Annotated in this window: 13 protein-coding genes; 9 read left to right on the top strand and 4 right to left on the bottom strand. The window is 42.9% G+C overall.

Going from position 1 to position 16,899, the window contains the following annotated elements; genetic code table 11:
* The first annotated feature begins 212 nt into the window (after positions 1–212).
* The 4 genes from WAZ74_RS11355 to guaD all read left to right on the top strand — a co-directional run bounded on the left by WAZ74_RS11355 (position 213) and on the right by guaD (position 7,302).
* Positions 213–1,877 (top strand): xanthine dehydrogenase small subunit, encoded by a 1,665-nt coding sequence (locus tag WAZ74_RS11355; RefSeq protein ID WP_422308406.1) that lies wholly within the window; start codon positions 213–215, stop codon positions 1,875–1,877.
* A 164-nt stretch (positions 1,878–2,041) separates the two neighbouring features.
* Positions 2,042–4,612: a xanthine dehydrogenase molybdopterin binding subunit gene (xdhB, locus tag WAZ74_RS11350; RefSeq protein WP_422308405.1), complete on the top strand. Its 2,571-nt coding sequence runs from the start codon at positions 2,042–2,044 to the stop codon at positions 4,610–4,612.
* The gene (gene xdhC, locus WAZ74_RS11345) at positions 4,605–5,642 is read left to right on the top strand and encodes a xanthine dehydrogenase accessory protein XdhC (protein WP_422308404.1); all 1,038 of its coding nucleotides are present in this window, start codon (positions 4,605–4,607) and stop codon (positions 5,640–5,642) included. The genes xdhB and xdhC overlap by 8 nt, the downstream gene beginning before the upstream one ends.
* A 199-nt stretch (positions 5,643–5,841) precedes the next feature.
* Positions 5,842–7,302 carry a guanine deaminase gene (gene guaD / locus WAZ74_RS11340; protein WP_422308403.1) on the top strand — a complete coding sequence of 487 codons (1,461 nt, stop codon included), beginning with the start codon at positions 5,842–5,844 and terminating at the stop codon, positions 7,300–7,302.
* Between the two features lie 144 nt (positions 7,303–7,446).
* Here the strand turns inward: guaD and WAZ74_RS11335 are convergent, their stop codons facing one another.
* Positions 7,447–8,619 carry a JmjC domain-containing protein gene (locus WAZ74_RS11335; RefSeq protein ID WP_422308402.1) on the bottom strand — a complete coding sequence of 391 codons (1,173 nt, stop codon included), beginning with the start codon at positions 8,617–8,619 and terminating at the stop codon, positions 7,447–7,449.
* Between the two features lie 131 nt (positions 8,620–8,750).
* Between WAZ74_RS11335 and WAZ74_RS11330 the strand changes: the two genes are divergently transcribed.
* Positions 8,751–8,945 carry an NF038104 family lipoprotein gene (locus tag WAZ74_RS11330; RefSeq protein ID WP_422308401.1) on the top strand — a complete coding sequence of 65 codons (195 nt, stop codon included), beginning with the start codon at positions 8,751–8,753 and terminating at the stop codon, positions 8,943–8,945.
* A 73-nt stretch (positions 8,946–9,018) separates the two neighbouring features.
* Here the strand turns inward: WAZ74_RS11330 and WAZ74_RS11325 are convergent, their stop codons facing one another.
* The 3 genes from WAZ74_RS11325 to mnmA form a co-directional block, all read right to left on the bottom strand.
* On the bottom strand, positions 9,019–9,645 hold the full coding sequence (locus WAZ74_RS11325; RefSeq protein WP_422308400.1) for a DUF2238 domain-containing protein: 627 nt from the start codon (positions 9,643–9,645) through the stop codon (positions 9,019–9,021).
* 78 nt (positions 9,646–9,723) lie between these two features.
* On the bottom strand, positions 9,724–11,127 hold the full coding sequence (purB, locus tag WAZ74_RS11320; protein ID WP_422308399.1) for an adenylosuccinate lyase: 1,404 nt from the start codon (positions 11,125–11,127) through the stop codon (positions 9,724–9,726).
* A gap of 365 nt (positions 11,128–11,492) precedes the next feature.
* Entirely contained in the window at positions 11,493–12,719 is a 1,227-nt protein-coding gene (gene mnmA, locus WAZ74_RS11315; protein WP_422308398.1) for a tRNA 2-thiouridine(34) synthase MnmA, read from the bottom strand.
* A 259-nt stretch (positions 12,720–12,978) separates the two neighbouring features.
* Between mnmA and ispF the strand changes: the two genes are divergently transcribed.
* From ispF to mnmG, 4 genes are all read left to right on the top strand, one after another.
* Positions 12,979–13,479 carry a 2-C-methyl-D-erythritol 2,4-cyclodiphosphate synthase gene (gene ispF / locus WAZ74_RS11310; protein ID WP_422308517.1) on the top strand — a complete coding sequence of 167 codons (501 nt, stop codon included), beginning with the start codon at positions 12,979–12,981 and terminating at the stop codon, positions 13,477–13,479.
* 156 nt (positions 13,480–13,635) lie between these two features.
* Positions 13,636–13,986, top strand: coding sequence for a Grx4 family monothiol glutaredoxin (grxD, locus tag WAZ74_RS11305; protein ID WP_147221934.1), 351 nt, complete (start codon positions 13,636–13,638; stop codon positions 13,984–13,986).
* A 172-nt stretch (positions 13,987–14,158) separates the two neighbouring features.
* Positions 14,159–14,710: a hypothetical protein gene (locus WAZ74_RS11300; RefSeq protein ID WP_422308397.1), complete on the top strand. Its 552-nt coding sequence runs from the start codon at positions 14,159–14,161 to the stop codon at positions 14,708–14,710.
* A 285-nt stretch (positions 14,711–14,995) separates the two neighbouring features.
* Complete coding sequence (gene mnmG, locus WAZ74_RS11295; protein ID WP_422308396.1) at positions 14,996–16,891, top strand: tRNA uridine-5-carboxymethylaminomethyl(34) synthesis enzyme MnmG; 1,896 nt, start codon at positions 14,996–14,998, stop codon at positions 16,889–16,891.
* The last annotated feature ends 8 nt before the right edge of the window (positions 16,892–16,899 follow it).

The raw sequence follows: 16,899 nt of genomic DNA, 5'->3' as shown, positions 1-16,899 counted from the left end.
CTTATTCAATACATGTATAACTCTCAGTATTGATGTAGGTATGATGATCATCATCGTATAAATTTTATTAACATGGTAATTAAATACTAGCTTAAGGGCAGTACGTTTTTGTGCGACTGTCTTTTAAGATACTGATTGTTAAAATTTTATTATTCGATTAAAGATAAAAGTATTATTTTATCTTCCTTTTATTCTGACAGCCGAGCATTGCTATGATTCATTTTTATTTGAACGGTAAATATAAGCAGTTAACTGACCTCAATCCGAATACCACGGTGCTTGAGTATCTGCGCTTGCACGAACGCCAGACCGATACCAAAGAAGGCTGCGGCAGCGGCGATTGCGGCGCTTGTACTATTATGGCGCAGCGTTTACCTACCAGCGGTGCAGATGCTTCTGATGCGCCTTTTTATACCTTAAACTCTTGTATTACTTTACTGTCATTAATGGATGGTCATCATCTAATGACGGCGGCTTATATCGCGGACAATCCTGAATATCATCCAGAACGTGCTTTATTGCATCCTGCGCAGCAAGCGATGGTTGAATGTCATGGTTCGCAGTGCGGCTTTTGTACGCCTGGATTTGTGATGACGCTGGCGAGCACCTATGAGAATCATCGTCTGCAAGTGGCAAAAGGTACAGTCACAGATGATTTGAGCTACGATGATATCGTTGCTTCAATATCAGGGAATCTTTGCCGTTGTACGGGTTATCGTCCTATTATCGAGGCAGGCTTGGCGATGAGTGCTATCGGCAAACAACGAGATTCTGATCAAATAGCTGCTAAAGATTTGAGCATCCATTTAGCAACCGATGCGATGGCAAGTAGCAATCAGCAGCACAAGCAGCATTCATCTTCTACAACCGCAAACAATCTCATTGAGCCTGCACTGACGCAAGATTCGCGCAAGCTATTTATTCCGCAATCGATTGATGAGCTTAATCAAGTACTAGCTACCCATCCAAAAGCAACCATTTGGGCAGGTGGTACGGACTTGGGCTTGAGTGTGACGCAACATCTGGTCGATCATGATGTTATCGTGCAACTGTCCGCGATTGATGAGCTAAAATCGTGGTCACTGCAAACGTTAAACGTAAATACTGATGAGCAGTCAAAAGGCGATAGCGAAGTACAGTCTCTAGTATTGGGCGCTGGCATGAGCTATAAGAGCATGCTGCCTGCGCTTGAACAGTATTTCCCTGAATTCGCCAATTTGTTTGAACGTATTGCCTCTCCGCAAATCCGTAATATGGGCACCATCGGCGGTAATGTTGCTAACGCTTCACCGATTGGAGATTTGCCACCCATTTTATTGGCATTAGATGCTCATATTCATTTGCGTCATTGCGCGGCTGTCGATAGTGTTGCCGACAATACTAATGCTAATAATGTCCATTCAAGTCAGGCGTCTTGTATTGACGAGATTATTCCTTTATCTGAATTCTTTTTAGATTATAAAAAGACTAAGCTGCGTGCTGGTAGCTATGTGGTTGCCCTTCATATTCCGCTGATGCAAGACCATCAGCATCTATATATTCATAAGATTAGTAAACGTTACGAAGATGATATCTCAGCGTGCTTACTAGCGGCGAGACTCGATTTATCAGCTGATGGTATGACTATCCAAGATGCAAAATTTGGACTTGGCGGCATGGCGGCGATACCTTTATTGGCGGCAAAGTGTCAGCAGGCACTAATTGGGCAAGCAGTGAATGTTGCTAGCTTTGAGCAGGCAGCACAAATGCTACCTAATGATGTTTCGCCAATGACGGATGTGAGAGCCAGCCGAGAGTATCGGATGCATGTGATGCAGCGCTTAATCATCAAGTGTGGTAAGCAATTGGTTGCTGATGTGCAAATGGTAGATGCGTAAGTAAGCATATAAGCAATAAACACGGCGAGGGCTAAATAGACAGCCTTAGTGCTTTAACTTATTGAATTATGCTAACTAACCTAATCATCGCATCGCTAAAAGAGACAGTCAAAACACTATTGCTAGAGAGATAGGTTTTGCTAAAAATATAAGAGAGAGCCATTATGAGCCACCATTCTTCATTATTTGACAGCTACAGTACCCGCAGACAGCGTCCACCAAAAGACAAGATTGGCAGCCAAGCAAAACATGATAGCGCCATTAGCCATGTCATGGGCACCGCCACTTATGTGGACGATATGCTAAAACCACAAAATACCCTGCATTTGGCCATTGGTAAAAGCGCTCACGCCCATGCTCGTGTATTGAGTATGAATTTGAGCGCCGTACAAGCAGCCGACGGGGTAATCGACGTTATCACCTTTAAAGATTTGCCTGCCAAAACGGATATCGGAGCAGTGTTTGATGGCGATCCACTTATGGTCGATCAGATTACAGAATATGTCGGTCAAACGCTATTTACTGTGGTCGCCACCAGTCACCGTGCAGCAAAAAAAGCGGTGCTCAAAGCCATTGTAGAGTATGAGCCATTACCAGCAATCCTCACGATTGATGAGGCGCTAAAGCAAGAGCAGTTTGTACGTCCAAGTCACTTTATGACGCGTGGCGATGCCCAAGCTGAGCTCGATAGTGCACCCACTCGTATTGCAGGGCATATTCATATGCTGGGGCAAGAGCATTTTTATCTAGAAGGGCAGGTTTCATACGTTGTACCTTGCGATGATGGCGGGCTTGAAGTCTATACATCCTCGCAGCATCCTAGTGAAGTGCAACAGCTAGTCGCCGAAGTGGTTGATTTGCCGTTCCATGCGGTGACTACAGTAGTCCGAAGAATGGGTGGTGGTTTTGGGGGTAAAGAAACACAAGCTGCGGCATGGGCATGTCTGTGCGGTATCGCTGCCAAACGCCATAATGTGCCAGTAAGTATGCGTTTAGACCGTCAAGATGACATGGTCGTGACTGGTAAACGGCATGAATTTGCCAATCGCTATGATGTCGGTGTCAATGATACGGGTCAAGTGCTTGGCGTTGATATGCAATTATCAGGATTGTGTGGCTATTCACCAGATTTGTCAGATGCGATTGTCGATCGGGCAATGTTCCATTGTGACAATGCCTATTATTATCCAGCCGCGCAAATAGCTGGTCATCGCTGCAAGACTCATACGGTATCGAACACCGCTTATCGAGGTTTTGGTGGTCCGCAAGGTCTGCTGACGGCTGAATATATGATGGATCATATTGCCTATACTTTGGGTAAAGATCCCTTGCAAGTACGCTTGGCGAACTTATATCAAAACGGTCAAAGTACCCATTATGGTCAGCCTATTGAGCATTTTGATTTGGCGACTATTATGCAGACGTTAGCTGATGACACTGATTATGATCAGCGCCGTGAGCAAATCACAGAAGGCAATCAAAAAGCTGAAGCCGAGGGTAGTGACAAACGCCTTGGCTTGGCTTTAACACCGGTCAAATTTGGTATCTCATTTACAGTGCAAACGCTAAACCAAGCGGGTGCTTTGGTTCATATCTACACCGACGGTACGATTCAAATCAATCACGGCGGTACTGAGATGGGGCAAGGGTTATATATTAAGATTGCCCAAATCGTTGCCAATGAATTCGATGTCGATTTAGATACCGTAAAAGTAACGGCAACGCGTACCGATAAAGTGCCAAATACCTCGCCAACAGCGGCGTCGTCAGGTACCGATATGAATGGTAAAGCGGCACAAAATGCCTGTATTACCATCAGAGACCGCTTGGTTGAATTTGCTACTGAACATTTTGACGTGAGTGCAGAAGATATCAAATTTGAGCGCAATCATGTCCATATTAGCAATAAAGAAACACTGACCTTTGCAGAAATGGTATTACTGGCATATCAGCATCGCGTTAGCTTGTCGTCGACTGGCTATTATAAAACACCAAAGATATTTTATGACCGCTCAAAAGCGTGGGGTCGCCCATTCTTTTACTTTGCCTTGGGTGCCTCTTGTTCTGAGGTGGAAATTGATATTTTAACGGGTGAATATAAAGTGCTACGTTGCGATATCTTGCACGATGTTGGGCAGTCAATTAATCCTGCTATTGATATTGGTCAGATTGAAGGTGGTTTTGTACAAGGTATGGGCTGGTTGACTGCTGAAGAGCTGGTTTGGGATAAAAAGGGCAACCTTGCGTCCAATAGTGCCGCGAATTATAAAATTCCAACTGCGCATGATTTGCCCAAACAGTGGAGCGTTAAGCTGTTTGAACGTAAAAATGAAGAGCAGACTATCTATAACTCTAAAGCCGTTGGTGAGCCACCATTTATGCTTGCCGCTAGCGTTTGGTGCGCGATTAATAACGCGATTGCAAGTTTAGATGATTACCAGAAAAACCCTGAGCTAACTATGCCGGCAACGCCAGAGGCGGTACTAAAAGCGGTGATGCGCATGCAAGGTCAGGCGTGGGATATTGCTGCTAAAGAAGACGCTGAAACTATTGAGAGTTTGACGCCAGCTGATGACGATTGCGGGATTGATGATGATAAAGTCAAGCCGCAGCAAGTTGCACATGGCAAAGATATCAATCCGCCAGAGTCTGAAGGTCAATTGTTTGACGAGCAGCCTGAAGCTATAGAAAACCCTAATGTATCAACGGCTCGTGGGCCTGCGCATAGTGAATAATTCATCAGCGTTATCGACACCTTTTACACCGTCAACATCACCAACAAGATGGTATGACGGGCTGGCGCAATATCAACAGCATGGTATTGCGCACGTTTTGGCAACGGTTATTGCGGTCAATGGCTCAGCACCTCGCGAGCTACAGTCTAAAATCATTGTGACGCTTGACGCGTGCTGTGACACCTTAGGTGGCGGTAGTCTTGAGCATGATGTGACGATAACGGCAAGGCAATTGCTGAATGGTGAAATTAACGCGACTGACGCAAGAAGTACACAACCGTTAAAAGAAGGGAAGTCTGCAAAGGCGCAAGCAGTACGCCGCGATGCAGTTTACACCAAGCATTATCCATTGGGCGCTACATTAGCCCAATGCTGCGGCGGTAGTGTCACCGTCATGTTTGAATGTTTCAATGTGACGCCGCCGATGTCGCTGTTGGTGTTTGGTGCCGGACACGTAGCGGCTGCGCTGATGACCATACTTGCTGAACTGCCTTGTCAAGTAGAGTGGATAGACAGCCGACCTGAAATGTTTGAGCGTTATTTGACCCATAATGTGGACACTGTAGATGGACAAGTAACTTACCAATTGCCTACTCATATTCGCCCGCATATTGATGAAGATCCGGTTGATTTTATCCAGCCGTTTATCGCTAAAAGTATCAAAAGTGCCTCAATAAATGCATCAATGAAAAAAGGTACTCAGTATTTTATCCTGGTCATGACCCATGATCATAGTCTTGATTTTGATTTGGTGCGTGCCACTTTAGACGCCTATCTAAAAATTGATACAGATGCTAATAACGCTATCAGCACCAATGATAGCCGATTACAGTCAATGCCTTATATCGGTTGTATCAGTTCAGCGACCAAAGCCAAGCGTTTCAGAGATCGCTTGCTGCAGCGTGACTATAGTGAGCAAATAGTGGATAAATTGACCATGCCAATCGGACTTAATACTGGCGGAAAAGAGCCAATGGCAGTCGCTATCTCTATCGCGGCGCAAGTGATGCAACTTTATAATAATTTATAACCAACATTAACCCTAATTAACAGTTTTTTAATTCTTTATTTATCTGTCTATCTTCAGAGCATTAAGACATCGTTCTCAACTTCATCAGCCATCATACGGTATAGGCTGCGCTCAGTAACTTTGTGCTTGTATTAGGATAGACACATAATATGGATGAATTTTCAATCAAAATACTTGTCTATCATTGTGAGATTTTTTTATGACCCTACATATTTATCAAGCTCAACTGCTGCATTATCTAACGGAAGAGAATCTGGCTACAAGAGCCAAGCACGACCATTTAGATACGGATGATTTAACCAATGTTAGTTTAACCAATGCTGAGCGTCCTAGTATCACGGTAGTAGATAAAAACGTCACATTGCTGCCGGTTGTGGCAGGCGTAAAGGTTTATCCTGAGTATATTGCCGATGGTGCACTCGTGATCGATGATGCGACTGGTCGCGTCGTAGATTATGGTAGCTGTACGTCTATTATGTCACGATATGGCAACGGCAACGCGAGCAACCAAGCAGGCAAGGAGCCAGTACAAATTTATGACCATAAACACAAACTTATCATGCCAGGCTTTATCGATACTCATGTCCATTATCCCCAGATAGATATGATTGCTGCTTTTGGTGAGCAATTGCTTGATTGGCTCAATAATTATACCTTTGTGACTGAGGCAAATTTTGGTGATCCAAAGGTTGCACATGATACTTCAAAGTTCTTTTTAAACCAGTTGCTTGCTAATGGTACGACCAGTGCATTGGTCTTCTCTACCAGTCATCCGCAGTCAGTGGAAGCGTTTTTTACTGAAAGTACTCGTATCAATACCCGTATGATTACCGGTAATGTATTGATGGATCAAAACGCCCCTGAGCATCTATGTGTACCTACTGAAAAAGGTATCCGTGATACGCAAAATATCGTCGATAAATGGCACGAGCGTGGACGTCAGCATGTCGCCATTACGCCAAGGTTCGCCATTACATCAACGCCGAAGCAATTACAAATGACGGGTGAGCTTTATCGCAGCTATGATAGCGTTTATCTTCAAACGCATCTGGCTGAGAACCTTGATGAAATCGCCTTTGTACGTGAGCTTTATCCAAATCATAAAGGCTATTTAGACGTTTATCATGATATGGGGTTGCTTGGCAGGCGCACTACTTTAGCGCATGGTATTTATCTTGAAACGCCAGAGTATGAAGTGCTGCGTGATACTGGCACGCAAATAGCCCATTGTCCAACGTCTAATTTATTTTTGGGCAGTGGTTTGTTTGATTTGTCTAAAACTTTGAGTTATACCGGCGTGAGTATCGCCACTGATGTGGGTGCAGGGACTAGTCTGTCGATGTTGACCACGTTATCAGAAGCGTATAAAGTTCAGCAATTACAGAACAATCCGTTATCAGCCCATCAAGGCTTATATCAAATAACTTTAGGTAACGCGCAGTCATTATTATTAGACGATAAAATTGGTAACTTTATGCCCAATAAAGAAGCAGATTTTGTGGTGATAGATATGGGCGGTACTGATTTAATGGAGCGCCGTATGACGCAGACCAAGTCATTCGATGAGCAATTATTTGTGCTCATGATGCTGGGCGATGATAGAGTGATTGAAGAAACGATTATCGCTGGCGTGAGTCGTTATAAAAAGGTAGCTGCGTAAAGCGACATACTAAATAAATATTGGAAATTGAGTTTTATAGTTTAAAAAAGTCAGCGCCTATTTATTAAGAGATTAAAGTCTTAGTAAATAGACGCTGCTGCTTAGTAGCCAATGTTCTGTAAAAATTAACTAATAACTGTCCTATTACTCAGGATGATTTAGCCAAATCCAGCCATTCTCAAGCCACTCCATCACCTCATCGGGGTCAATCCCTTCCATATCATTGAGAGTCAAATGTGCGCCGTCTGCTAAGCGTACCAGCATTGCGGTTGCGGTCTCATCAAGACTGTCTAGTAGTTGGCCATTTGCGTATAGCGTGATGTCATCGTTATTTTGGTTATAGAGCAAGCGATTGCTATAGTCGGCTTGTAGCGTAGCGCCACTAGCCAATGCTGCTATCATTTTATCGGTATTGATCGACTCTTCGGGTACGAGTACATCATATTGACGCTTGCTCACCACTTCAGACACGGCTTGACGAATAATCGTATCACCACGCTCAGATTGTAGCATTTGTAATAATTGGGTTTTTATAGCATCGATACTTTCGGCTTTTAATTCACCTGACGCTTGCATCGCTTGTGGCAATAGCATGGGTATAAATAAATCGCTGTCATTGGTTGCGATATCAGCCATGCTATCGATGATTTGCATCAAGTTCGGACGACGGCAACCAAAGGAAAAGGTTAAACAGTCATCTTGCGCTAAGCCAAAGTGAGATAATTTAGGCGGTACATAAAGTACATCACCGGCCTCTAGTATCTCATCAAAGACAATCTCGCCCATATCATCAAAGAGGCGAATTGGCTCATCTGCGACAAATTCAGTGTCTTTATCACAGAATTTACCCAACTGCCAACGTCTAGATCCAAATCCTTGCGCTAAAAATACATCGTAATCATCATAATGCTTGCCGACGGAGCCACCTTTAGGTGCATAGGACACCATAATATCATCGCGTTGCCACTGCGGTATAAAGTCAAATGCTTGCCACAGTTGCCCAAGCTCAGGCGACCATTGCTCTAAATTCTGCACCAGTACTGTCCATTGTTCAGGCAGGTTATCAAAATCTGCTTCAATGAGCGGGCTTTTTTTAAGTTGCCATTGCGGCTGACCATTTTTCTTGCTTGCTGCTTGGGTCAATAGGCGTGCTGAGGCATCTTCTTCAAGGGCTAGACCAAGCATGTCATCTGGCTCAAACATCCCAACCAGTTGCGGTAAACCTTGTTTAATAAGTAGTGGTTTCTTTTGCCAGTATTCTGCCAAAAACTGCTCTGGCGTCATGGAGTCGGGTAAACAAAGAGGTATAGAGGTCATTGATAGATCCGTATGCTTAAATGAGTATGGGATTAATAATAAGGGATGCTTTATAGAAGGGTTTTAATAGTTTATGATTATTGCCTGTATGATGACTGTCATCAGCGCCTCTAACGATTATTAGGAAATTTATGAAAAAACTGCATTTTATCGTCATTATTGCCAGCATGTTTTTGCTACAAGCCTGTGTGCACAAGATTGTTACCGTACCTGTAAAAGTCGCCTATAAAACCACCAAAGGCGTCGTTAAAGGCACTGTCGCTGTGACTAAAGCTATCATACCGGGCGATAGCAGTGATAAAAAAGATAAAGACGATCAAGAATAAAATGAATAGAAAGGGTAGTAATAGCATTGCTAATTATTTAATAAATGCTATGCACGCTCTTCTATAGAGCTGCTTATAAATGACGAGTTAAACTGACGTGATAGACTAGCGCACCAATAATGCCTCCAAGTAATGCTAGAGCCATATCTTTATGCGCATCCCAAACATCGCCTTGCTGACCATTATAAGCTTCAGCTGCTTCAGGTGACAATGTCGTGGCAATACCCCATTCAATCAATTCATAAAGCATACTAGTCGACATATTTAGCATTAGTGTTAATGCTATCAGCTGCTTTAGTGACTGAATTTTCAATATATATCTTAAGCTTTCAAACATCGCGCTAAACAATAATAGCCCATAACTAAAATGGACTAAACGATCATACATATTACGCTGCCAACCGAACAGCGTGCTTAACTCTATATTAAACAGCTGCTGCGTCCAGTCATCATAGGGTACATACGAATATAAATAGCGCGCCCCGATAATATGAATAAGCAGAAACAAAGCCGCAAATACATAGGACTTTGAGCTGATATGCCAATGACGATAAGCGCCTAACATCATCATTAAAAACAGTAGCGTACCTGCTTGATGAAGCAGGTAGTCTGACCAGTTTAAGGGATCAATACTTGCCAATATCATGACAAGAATGACCCCAAAGGTGCTGATGACGACAGGTTTGCTAAAACGGTTCATTAATCGTTTCATTATCATTGGATTGTTAGTTAGCCATGCTGGCAAGACGATATAAACCTAAATTAGGCTTATTAATCATTAAATCTTAGCAATCCAATCTTTAATCGTACGTGCTTGCTCAGCTGCATTACCAATATAGGTCGCTGGCGTCATCTCACGTAAGCGCGCTTTATCACTATCGCTAACCGCAGATAATTCATCACTTTCAACGAACGTCAGCATTGCTTCACGAGTCATGGCATTACCACGTGTGAGTGCTTTTAGCTTCTCATATGGGTTTTCAACACGGTAGCGACGCATAACCGTTTGAATCGGCTCTGCCAATACTTCTTGTGCGTTGTCCAAGTCATCGTTCAAACGCTGTGCATTCAATTCAAGTTTGCTGACGCCTTTTAGACAAGCATCATAAGCAATCATACTTTGTGCTAGACCAACACCGATATTACGTAGAACAGTAGAGTCTGATAAATCACGCTGCATACGTGAAATTGGCAGCTTTTCACCTAGATGAGCAAGCATCGCATTAGCTACACCTAAGTTGCCTTCTGAATTTTCAAAATCAATTGGGTTGACTTTATGCGGCATCGTAGAAGAACCCACTTCCCCATCTTTTAGGCGCTGTTTAAAATAGCCTAAGCTAATATATTGCCAAATATCACGGTTAAAATCGATTAAGATAGTATTAAAACGTTTTACTGCATCGAACAGCTCAGCGATATAATCGTGCGGCTCAATTTGCGTGGTATAAGGGTTAAAAGTCAGCTCAAGACTTTCATCGATAAATTTCTCTGCATGGGTCTGCCAATCAACATCAGGATATGAGGCGTAGTGGGCATTATAGTTACCGACCGCGCCATTGATTTTGCCCAATAGCTCGACTTGACCGACTTGTTTGATTTGACGGGCTAGGCGATAAGCGACGTTGGCCATCTCTTTACCAAGCGTCGTTGGGCTAGCGGTTTGACCATGAGTACGTGACAACATCGGCTGGTCAGCATGAGTAAGCGCCAAGTCAACAATGCTATCGGTCATTTGCTGCATTTTAGCAACCACAATCTCACGGCTGTCTTTGAGCATTAGTGCATACGATAGATTGTTAATATCTTCACTGGTACAAGCAAAATGAATGAATTCTAATGAATCCTCAAGCGCTGCCTGACCACGGAATTTATCTTTAATAAAGTATTCAACCGCTTTTACATCATGATTGGTCGTCGCTTCGATATCTTTAATCGCTTGCGCGTCAGCTTCGCTAAAATTATCAACAATCGCATTTAAAAAAGCATTGGTATTCGTATCAAATGCCGCTAATTCACTAATCGCATCGTTATCAGCCAATGATTGTAACCAGCGAATTTCAACAGTAACACGGGCTTTAATTAAACCAAATTCAGATAAATAAGGGCGTAGGCTATCAGCTTTAGAAGCGTAGCGGCCGTCAATTGGGGATAGGGCGGTCAAGGCAGATAAAGAGGTGGTCATAGATATCCTTTAATGAAGTCAGTCAGGTTGGTAAAAAAATGATTATAATTAAAGTGCAAAATCAGTTAAATATTTTAATTAAGAACTGTTTGTTTTTATGCTTAAATTAATACTTAGCCTATTAATATTATGGCTTTAAAAAGACGCAGCAGCATCAAGCGCTGCGGATATAAATAGTATGATAAAAGCCACTGAGCAAAGAATTTGAATGGTCAAAGCTATCAGTAAAATATTACGTTTCTTTGGTGAATATCTAGGGCTGTTTTTACTGGAAAATCTGAAAATACTGATAATTAGGTATAATAAAATGACAATCCAAAGGGTGTAGACAATGATGACCATCTTTTTCACTCTTTATTTTTAGCCTAAAACCCACACGGCGCATCAATAGACGCAATCACGCCACCGCCTAAACAAACTTCATCGATATAAAATACAGCTGACTGACCCGGAGTGACCGCACGCTGTGGTTCATCGAATACCACTCGTACTTCACTGCCATCTTCATTGCTAGCAAATACGGTACAAGCTTGGTCGGGCTGACGATAGCGAGACTTTGCCATACAGCGTAAGCCTTCATTACTAAAGATATCTGCAGGTGATAGACCATCGACCCAATCGAGCTTATAAGCGTGTAGCTCATTGCTCAGCATCATGGGATGCTCGTGACCTTGACCGACGATTAAACGGTTTTTATCTAAGTCTTTTGCTAAGACAAACCATGGTTCTTCCGGACGGTCTTTAACACCGCCGATACCGATGCCGCCGCGCTGACCTAAGGTGTAATACATCAGACCATCATGAGTGCCGATAGTGACGCCATCGTCAGTGACGATATTGCCTTTTTGTGCAGGCAAGTACTGTTGTAAGAAGTCCTTAAAACGACGCTCACCGATAAAGCAAATGCCGGTAGAGTCCTTTTTATTAGCAGTAATCAGGTCATGTTCTTCAGCGATTTGACGAACCACTGGTTTTTCAAGCTCGCCGACTGGGAATAGTGTTTTAGCCAGTTTATCGCCACCAACTGCATGTAAGAAGTAGCTTTGGTCTTTATTGTTATCAAGGCCGCGTAATAGCTGAGCGACTTCTACGCCATCGCTATTTTTATAATTGATACTGCGGCGGGTATAGTGACCAGTGGCAATATAGTCTGCACCAAGGGTCAAGGCATAATCTAAAAAAGCTTTAAACTTGATTTCTTTATTACATAAGATATCAGGATTGGGCGTACGTCCAGCCTTATATTCAGCTAAGAAATGCTCAAAAACTCGATCCCAATATTCCATGGCAAAGTTGGCAGTATGTAGTTTGATACCGATTTTGTCACACACTGCTTGCGCGTCGGCCAAATCATCCATGGCCGTACAGTATTCAGTACCGTCATCTTCTTCCCAATTCTTCATAAACAGACCTTCTACCACAAAGCCTGCTTGTTGTAGTAAAACCGCGGAAACAGAAGAGTCGACCCCGCCTGACATACCAACAATCACATGTTTTGTGCTAGGGTTGTCAATATCAGCAAGGGTTAAAGGACGATGGGCGTTAAAAGAATCAGAAACGGGTAGGCTTGAGGTGTTTGGCATGGCTGACATAGAGCGGCTCAACTATTTATTTATATTTTGTCCAATTTTTATCCTGACACTGAAAAAAATGCAAAAGTTATAATTGTTAACTTAGCAAGTTGACGGTGTCGGTTTATCTTTTGGATTTAGTATTATGATAAAATAAGCGTTATATTATACCAGTTAATTGAAACGGGTGGCGAGCTATGGCACCTTAGTGGGTGAAAAACAGCGTTGAAAATTCAGATAATGGTTTTAAGTTATTCTAATGACCCTTAACTTACTTGGAATGATAATGATAAAAATTGGTCAAGGTATTGATGTTCATGCGTTTCATAATACAGGCGAGCAGCAGCAATATGTGATATTGGCAGGCGTGCCTATCGAGCACAGCCATAGTCTACTTGCGCACTCTGATGGCGACGTAGTATTGCACGCGCTTGCCGATGCGTTACTTGGCGCCTTAGCGCTCGGTGATATCGGTCAGCATTTTCCAGATACGGATATGGCACATGCCGGTCTTGATTCGCGGGTACTACTCCGTTATGTATATGGTAAAGTGTTAGCTGCCGGTTATACTTTGGGCAATGCCGATATCACAGTGATGTGCGAGCGTCCAAAACTGGCGCCGTATAATCAAGCCATGCGTGATAATATTGCCAGTGACTTGCAAACTGATGTGAGTAATGTCAGCATTAAAGCCACTACGACGGAAAAGTTAGGCTTTACCGGTCGTCAAGAGGGTATCATGGCCAATGCCGTGGTATTATTAGTATCTAGCGTTTCATAAATACTGACAATATTAAATAAATAATAATCAGTAAGCCATGCTATCTAAACTTGTAATAGGGCATTCATCACCCCATGTATCAGCAGCATGCCAACCTTATTTCTACATATAACTATTTTTAACGCTTCACAAGCCATTTAATCAATAGGAGCTTTTATGACTGAGCAAACCCCCAATACTGCTGCAAACGATGTTGAACAGCTGATTCGTGATCAAATTAAAGACAATAAAGTCATTCTTTATATGAAAGGTACGCCGCAGTTTCCTCAGTGTGGCTTCTCTGCTAAGTCGATTGAGGTTCTTACCCAAATTGGCCGTCCATTTGCCTTTGTAAATATCTTAGAAAATCCAGAAATTCGTGCGACGTTACCAAAAATTGCCAACTGGCCAACCTTTCCACAGTTATGGATTGATGGTGAATTAATGGGCGGATCAGACATCATTTTGCAAATGTATCAATCAGGCGAGTTAAAGCCGTTGGTTGAAGCCAATAGCCCAGCTGCATAATCGGTAAAGACAATGAAATAAGCTTTTTTATCATTTAGCTTATGAGTTTTATCCCTAAAAGCCCGAGCAAACCCTTAGTTGGTTACTCGGGCTTTTATTGTTTTTGTCAGTTTTGACCCCATATATGCTTCAAGATTAAGTATTATAAAAATATTAATGAGAGGAGGTTATGATGACTAATCAACCAGTAGAATCAAAAGTAGCTGAACTACAAGCAACTGAAGCAGAAATAACCGAAACAGAAGCTGCCGAGCAAGCGGCTATTGAAAAACGCCGTGAGCATCTAAAAAACGAATCGACACGTTTAATTGATATGGCAGGTAGCGAGCCACATTCAGCACTTAAATGTATCCATCAGCTCAGTGTAGCAGGTGGCGCCACAGAAGCGACGTATGTGGCTATTGAGCAGCGTATTGTCGCTGATCAAGATGCGGCTGGTGCTTATCATTTAGCATTGTTAGCACAAAACACACCAGATTTACCGATTGATGCGCGTCAGCTTATCGAGATGGTGGTCAATAAAGGCGATAACGATCAGCGTTTAGCCTTGCTAAAAAACCTACTACTACCGCCGGTTGAGTTGATTAAAGAGCAGATTTTGGCCAGTAATGACGGTGATGCGATTGGACAAATGAATGCTTATCTGCAAATCAATCCTGAAGGTTATGGCAGCCATCATATGCTGAGCAGTGGTCATTCAGATCATATCGTGCCTCTTAGTTAAATTAAAGTGGATAAGTTAAAGTAGTTAAGTCTAACCATAACAGTTTAGCCAAACGAGATACTCATTACTAAAGTCTTGTCGCATTGTTTTTAATACAATATTTCTAATGCAATGTTTCTAATGCAATTATTTTAAAAGCATCTGAAAAAAGTACTCAAAAATTGCTATAATTACCGGCTATTAATTTTCTAAATACGACCGATACTGATTTATCCTACTACAAGTTATTGCTAATAAATCAATTGCTTGTAGTAGGGCAGCCGTAATCCGTCAAGCGAGGCATACATGCAATACCCAAAAAATTACGACGTGGTAGTGATCGGTGGTGGTCATGCCGGTACAGAAGCGGCTTTAGCTGCTGCACGTATGGGCGCGCAAACCTTGTTGTTGACTCATAATATCGAGACGCTTGGGCAGATGAGTTGTAATCCAGCGATTGGTGGTATCGGCAAGTCGCATCTGGTACGTGAGATTGATGCGCTGGGCGGTGCAATGGCATTGGCTACTGACAAATCAGGTATTCAGTTTCGGGTATTGAACAGTCGTAAAGGCGCTGCTGTTCGTGCGACACGTGCGCAAGCCGATCGTATTCTTTATAAAGCGGCTATTCGTCATACTTTAGAAAACCAGCCAAATCTTGATATATTTCAACAAGCGGCTGACGATATTTTGGTTGAAAATGGTCGCGCTACTGCGGTAGTGACTGCTACCGGTATTGTCTTGAAGACTGAGACGGTTATTTTAACCTCAGGTACGTTTTTAGGTGGCGTCATTCATATTGGCTTGGAAAACTCAAAAGGTGGACGAGCAGGGGATCCGCCGTCTATTAAGCTTGCTGATCGCTTGCGTGAGCTAAAACTTCCAGTCGGTCGCCTCAAAACCGGCACGCCAGCACGTATCGATGCGCGTAGTGTAGACTTTAGTGTGATGACTATACAGCCGGGTGACACACCATTACCAGTGATGAGTTATATGGGTGATGTGTCTATGCATCCTGAGCAGGTCAACTGTTATATTACTCATACTAACTCACGCACTCACGATATCATCCGTGAAAATTTAGATCGCTCGCCAATGTTCTCGGGCAAAATAGAAGGTGTTGGTCCGCGTTATTGTCCGTCTATTGAAGATAAAATCCATCGCTTTGCTGATAAAGACAGTCATCAGATATTTATCGAACCTGAAGGTTTGACCACTCATGAGCTATATCCAAATGGCATCTCAACCAGTTTGCCATTTGATGTGCAGTTAGAATTTATCCATAGCATGAAAGGACTAGAAAATGCGCATATCACGCGCCCCGGCTATGCGATTGAATATGATTATTTTGACCCACAAAATTTAAAGCCGACGCTTGAAACTAAGTCTATTGACCGTCTATATTTCGCCGGACAAATTAATGGTACGACGGGTTATGAAGAAGCAGGCGTACAAGGTTTGCTAGCAGGAACTAATGCGGCCTTGGTCACCACTAATAATAGTGAGTTTGATATTTGGACACCGCGCCGCGATGAAGCCTATCTTGGCGTCCTCGTCGATGATTTGATTACGCATGGCACTACTGAGCCGTATCGGATGTTTACCAGTCGCGCCGAGTATCGTTTACTCTTGCGTGAAGACAATGCTGATCAGCGTTTAACAGAGACAGGTCGAAAACTTGGCTTGGTAGATGATGTGCGCTGGCAGGCCTACGAAGAAAAAATGGAAGCTATTACTAAAGAAACGTCTCGCTTAAAAGATATGTGGGCAACGCCTGCCAATGCACTAGGCGCGCAGGTAACCGCGCAAACGGGCGAAGTGCTTTCGAAAGAATCGACGGCTTATGATTTGCTAAAACGTCCACAAATACATTTTGCTGATATCGCTGTGATTACTGATTCACAGGTCGATGCCTTAGTCGGCGAGCAGATTGAAATCTCCGTTAAATATGCCGGCTATATTGATCGTCAGCAAGAAGATATTGATCAGATGAAGCGTCTAGAAAATACAGCGCTACCGGTAGATTTTGATTATAGCGTGGTATCTGGATTATCAAATGAAATTGTGCAAAAACTGACTCAAATACGTCCTGCAACTTTAGCTCAAGCGGGTCGCGTTAGCGGTGTAACACCTGCCGCCATTCAGCTATTGGCGATGACAGTAAAAAAACAGAAGAAAGCGAAGGCTGCTTTAGGGTCATAATCTATCTT

The organism is Psychrobacter sp. (assembly GCF_049295055.1).
GTDB lineage: Bacteria > Pseudomonadota > Gammaproteobacteria > Pseudomonadales > Moraxellaceae > Psychrobacter.
This window is presented reverse-complemented; position numbering and strand designations above follow the sequence as displayed.

Bases quoted from the DNA above. Each gene is read 5' to 3' on its own strand.
- mnmA (WP_422308398.1), bottom strand. From the start codon at position 12,719: ATGTCAGCCATGCCAAACACCTCAAGCCTACCCGTTTCTGATTCTTTT.
- xdhB (WP_422308405.1), top strand. From the start codon at position 2,042: ATGAGCCACCATTCTTCATTATTTGACAGCTACAGTACCCGCAGACAG.
- guaD (WP_422308403.1), top strand. From the start codon at position 5,842: ATGACCCTACATATTTATCAAGCTCAACTGCTGCATTATCTAACGGAA.
- ispF (WP_422308517.1), top strand. From the start codon at position 12,979: ATGATAATGATAAAAATTGGTCAAGGTATTGATGTTCATGCGTTTCAT.
- WAZ74_RS11330 (WP_422308401.1), top strand. From the start codon at position 8,751: ATGAAAAAACTGCATTTTATCGTCATTATTGCCAGCATGTTTTTGCTA.
- WAZ74_RS11355 (WP_422308406.1), top strand. From the start codon at position 213: ATGATTCATTTTTATTTGAACGGTAAATATAAGCAGTTAACTGACCTC.
- purB (WP_422308399.1), bottom strand. From the start codon at position 11,127: ATGACCACCTCTTTATCTGCCTTGACCGCCCTATCCCCAATTGACGGC.
- mnmG (WP_422308396.1), top strand. From the start codon at position 14,996: ATGCAATACCCAAAAAATTACGACGTGGTAGTGATCGGTGGTGGTCAT.
- WAZ74_RS11335 (WP_422308402.1), bottom strand. From the start codon at position 8,619: ATGACCTCTATACCTCTTTGTTTACCCGACTCCATGACGCCAGAGCAG.
- grxD (WP_147221934.1), top strand. From the start codon at position 13,636: ATGACTGAGCAAACCCCCAATACTGCTGCAAACGATGTTGAACAGCTG.
- WAZ74_RS11300 (WP_422308397.1), top strand. From the start codon at position 14,159: ATGACTAATCAACCAGTAGAATCAAAAGTAGCTGAACTACAAGCAACT.
- WAZ74_RS11325 (WP_422308400.1), bottom strand. From the start codon at position 9,645: ATGAACCGTTTTAGCAAACCTGTCGTCATCAGCACCTTTGGGGTCATT.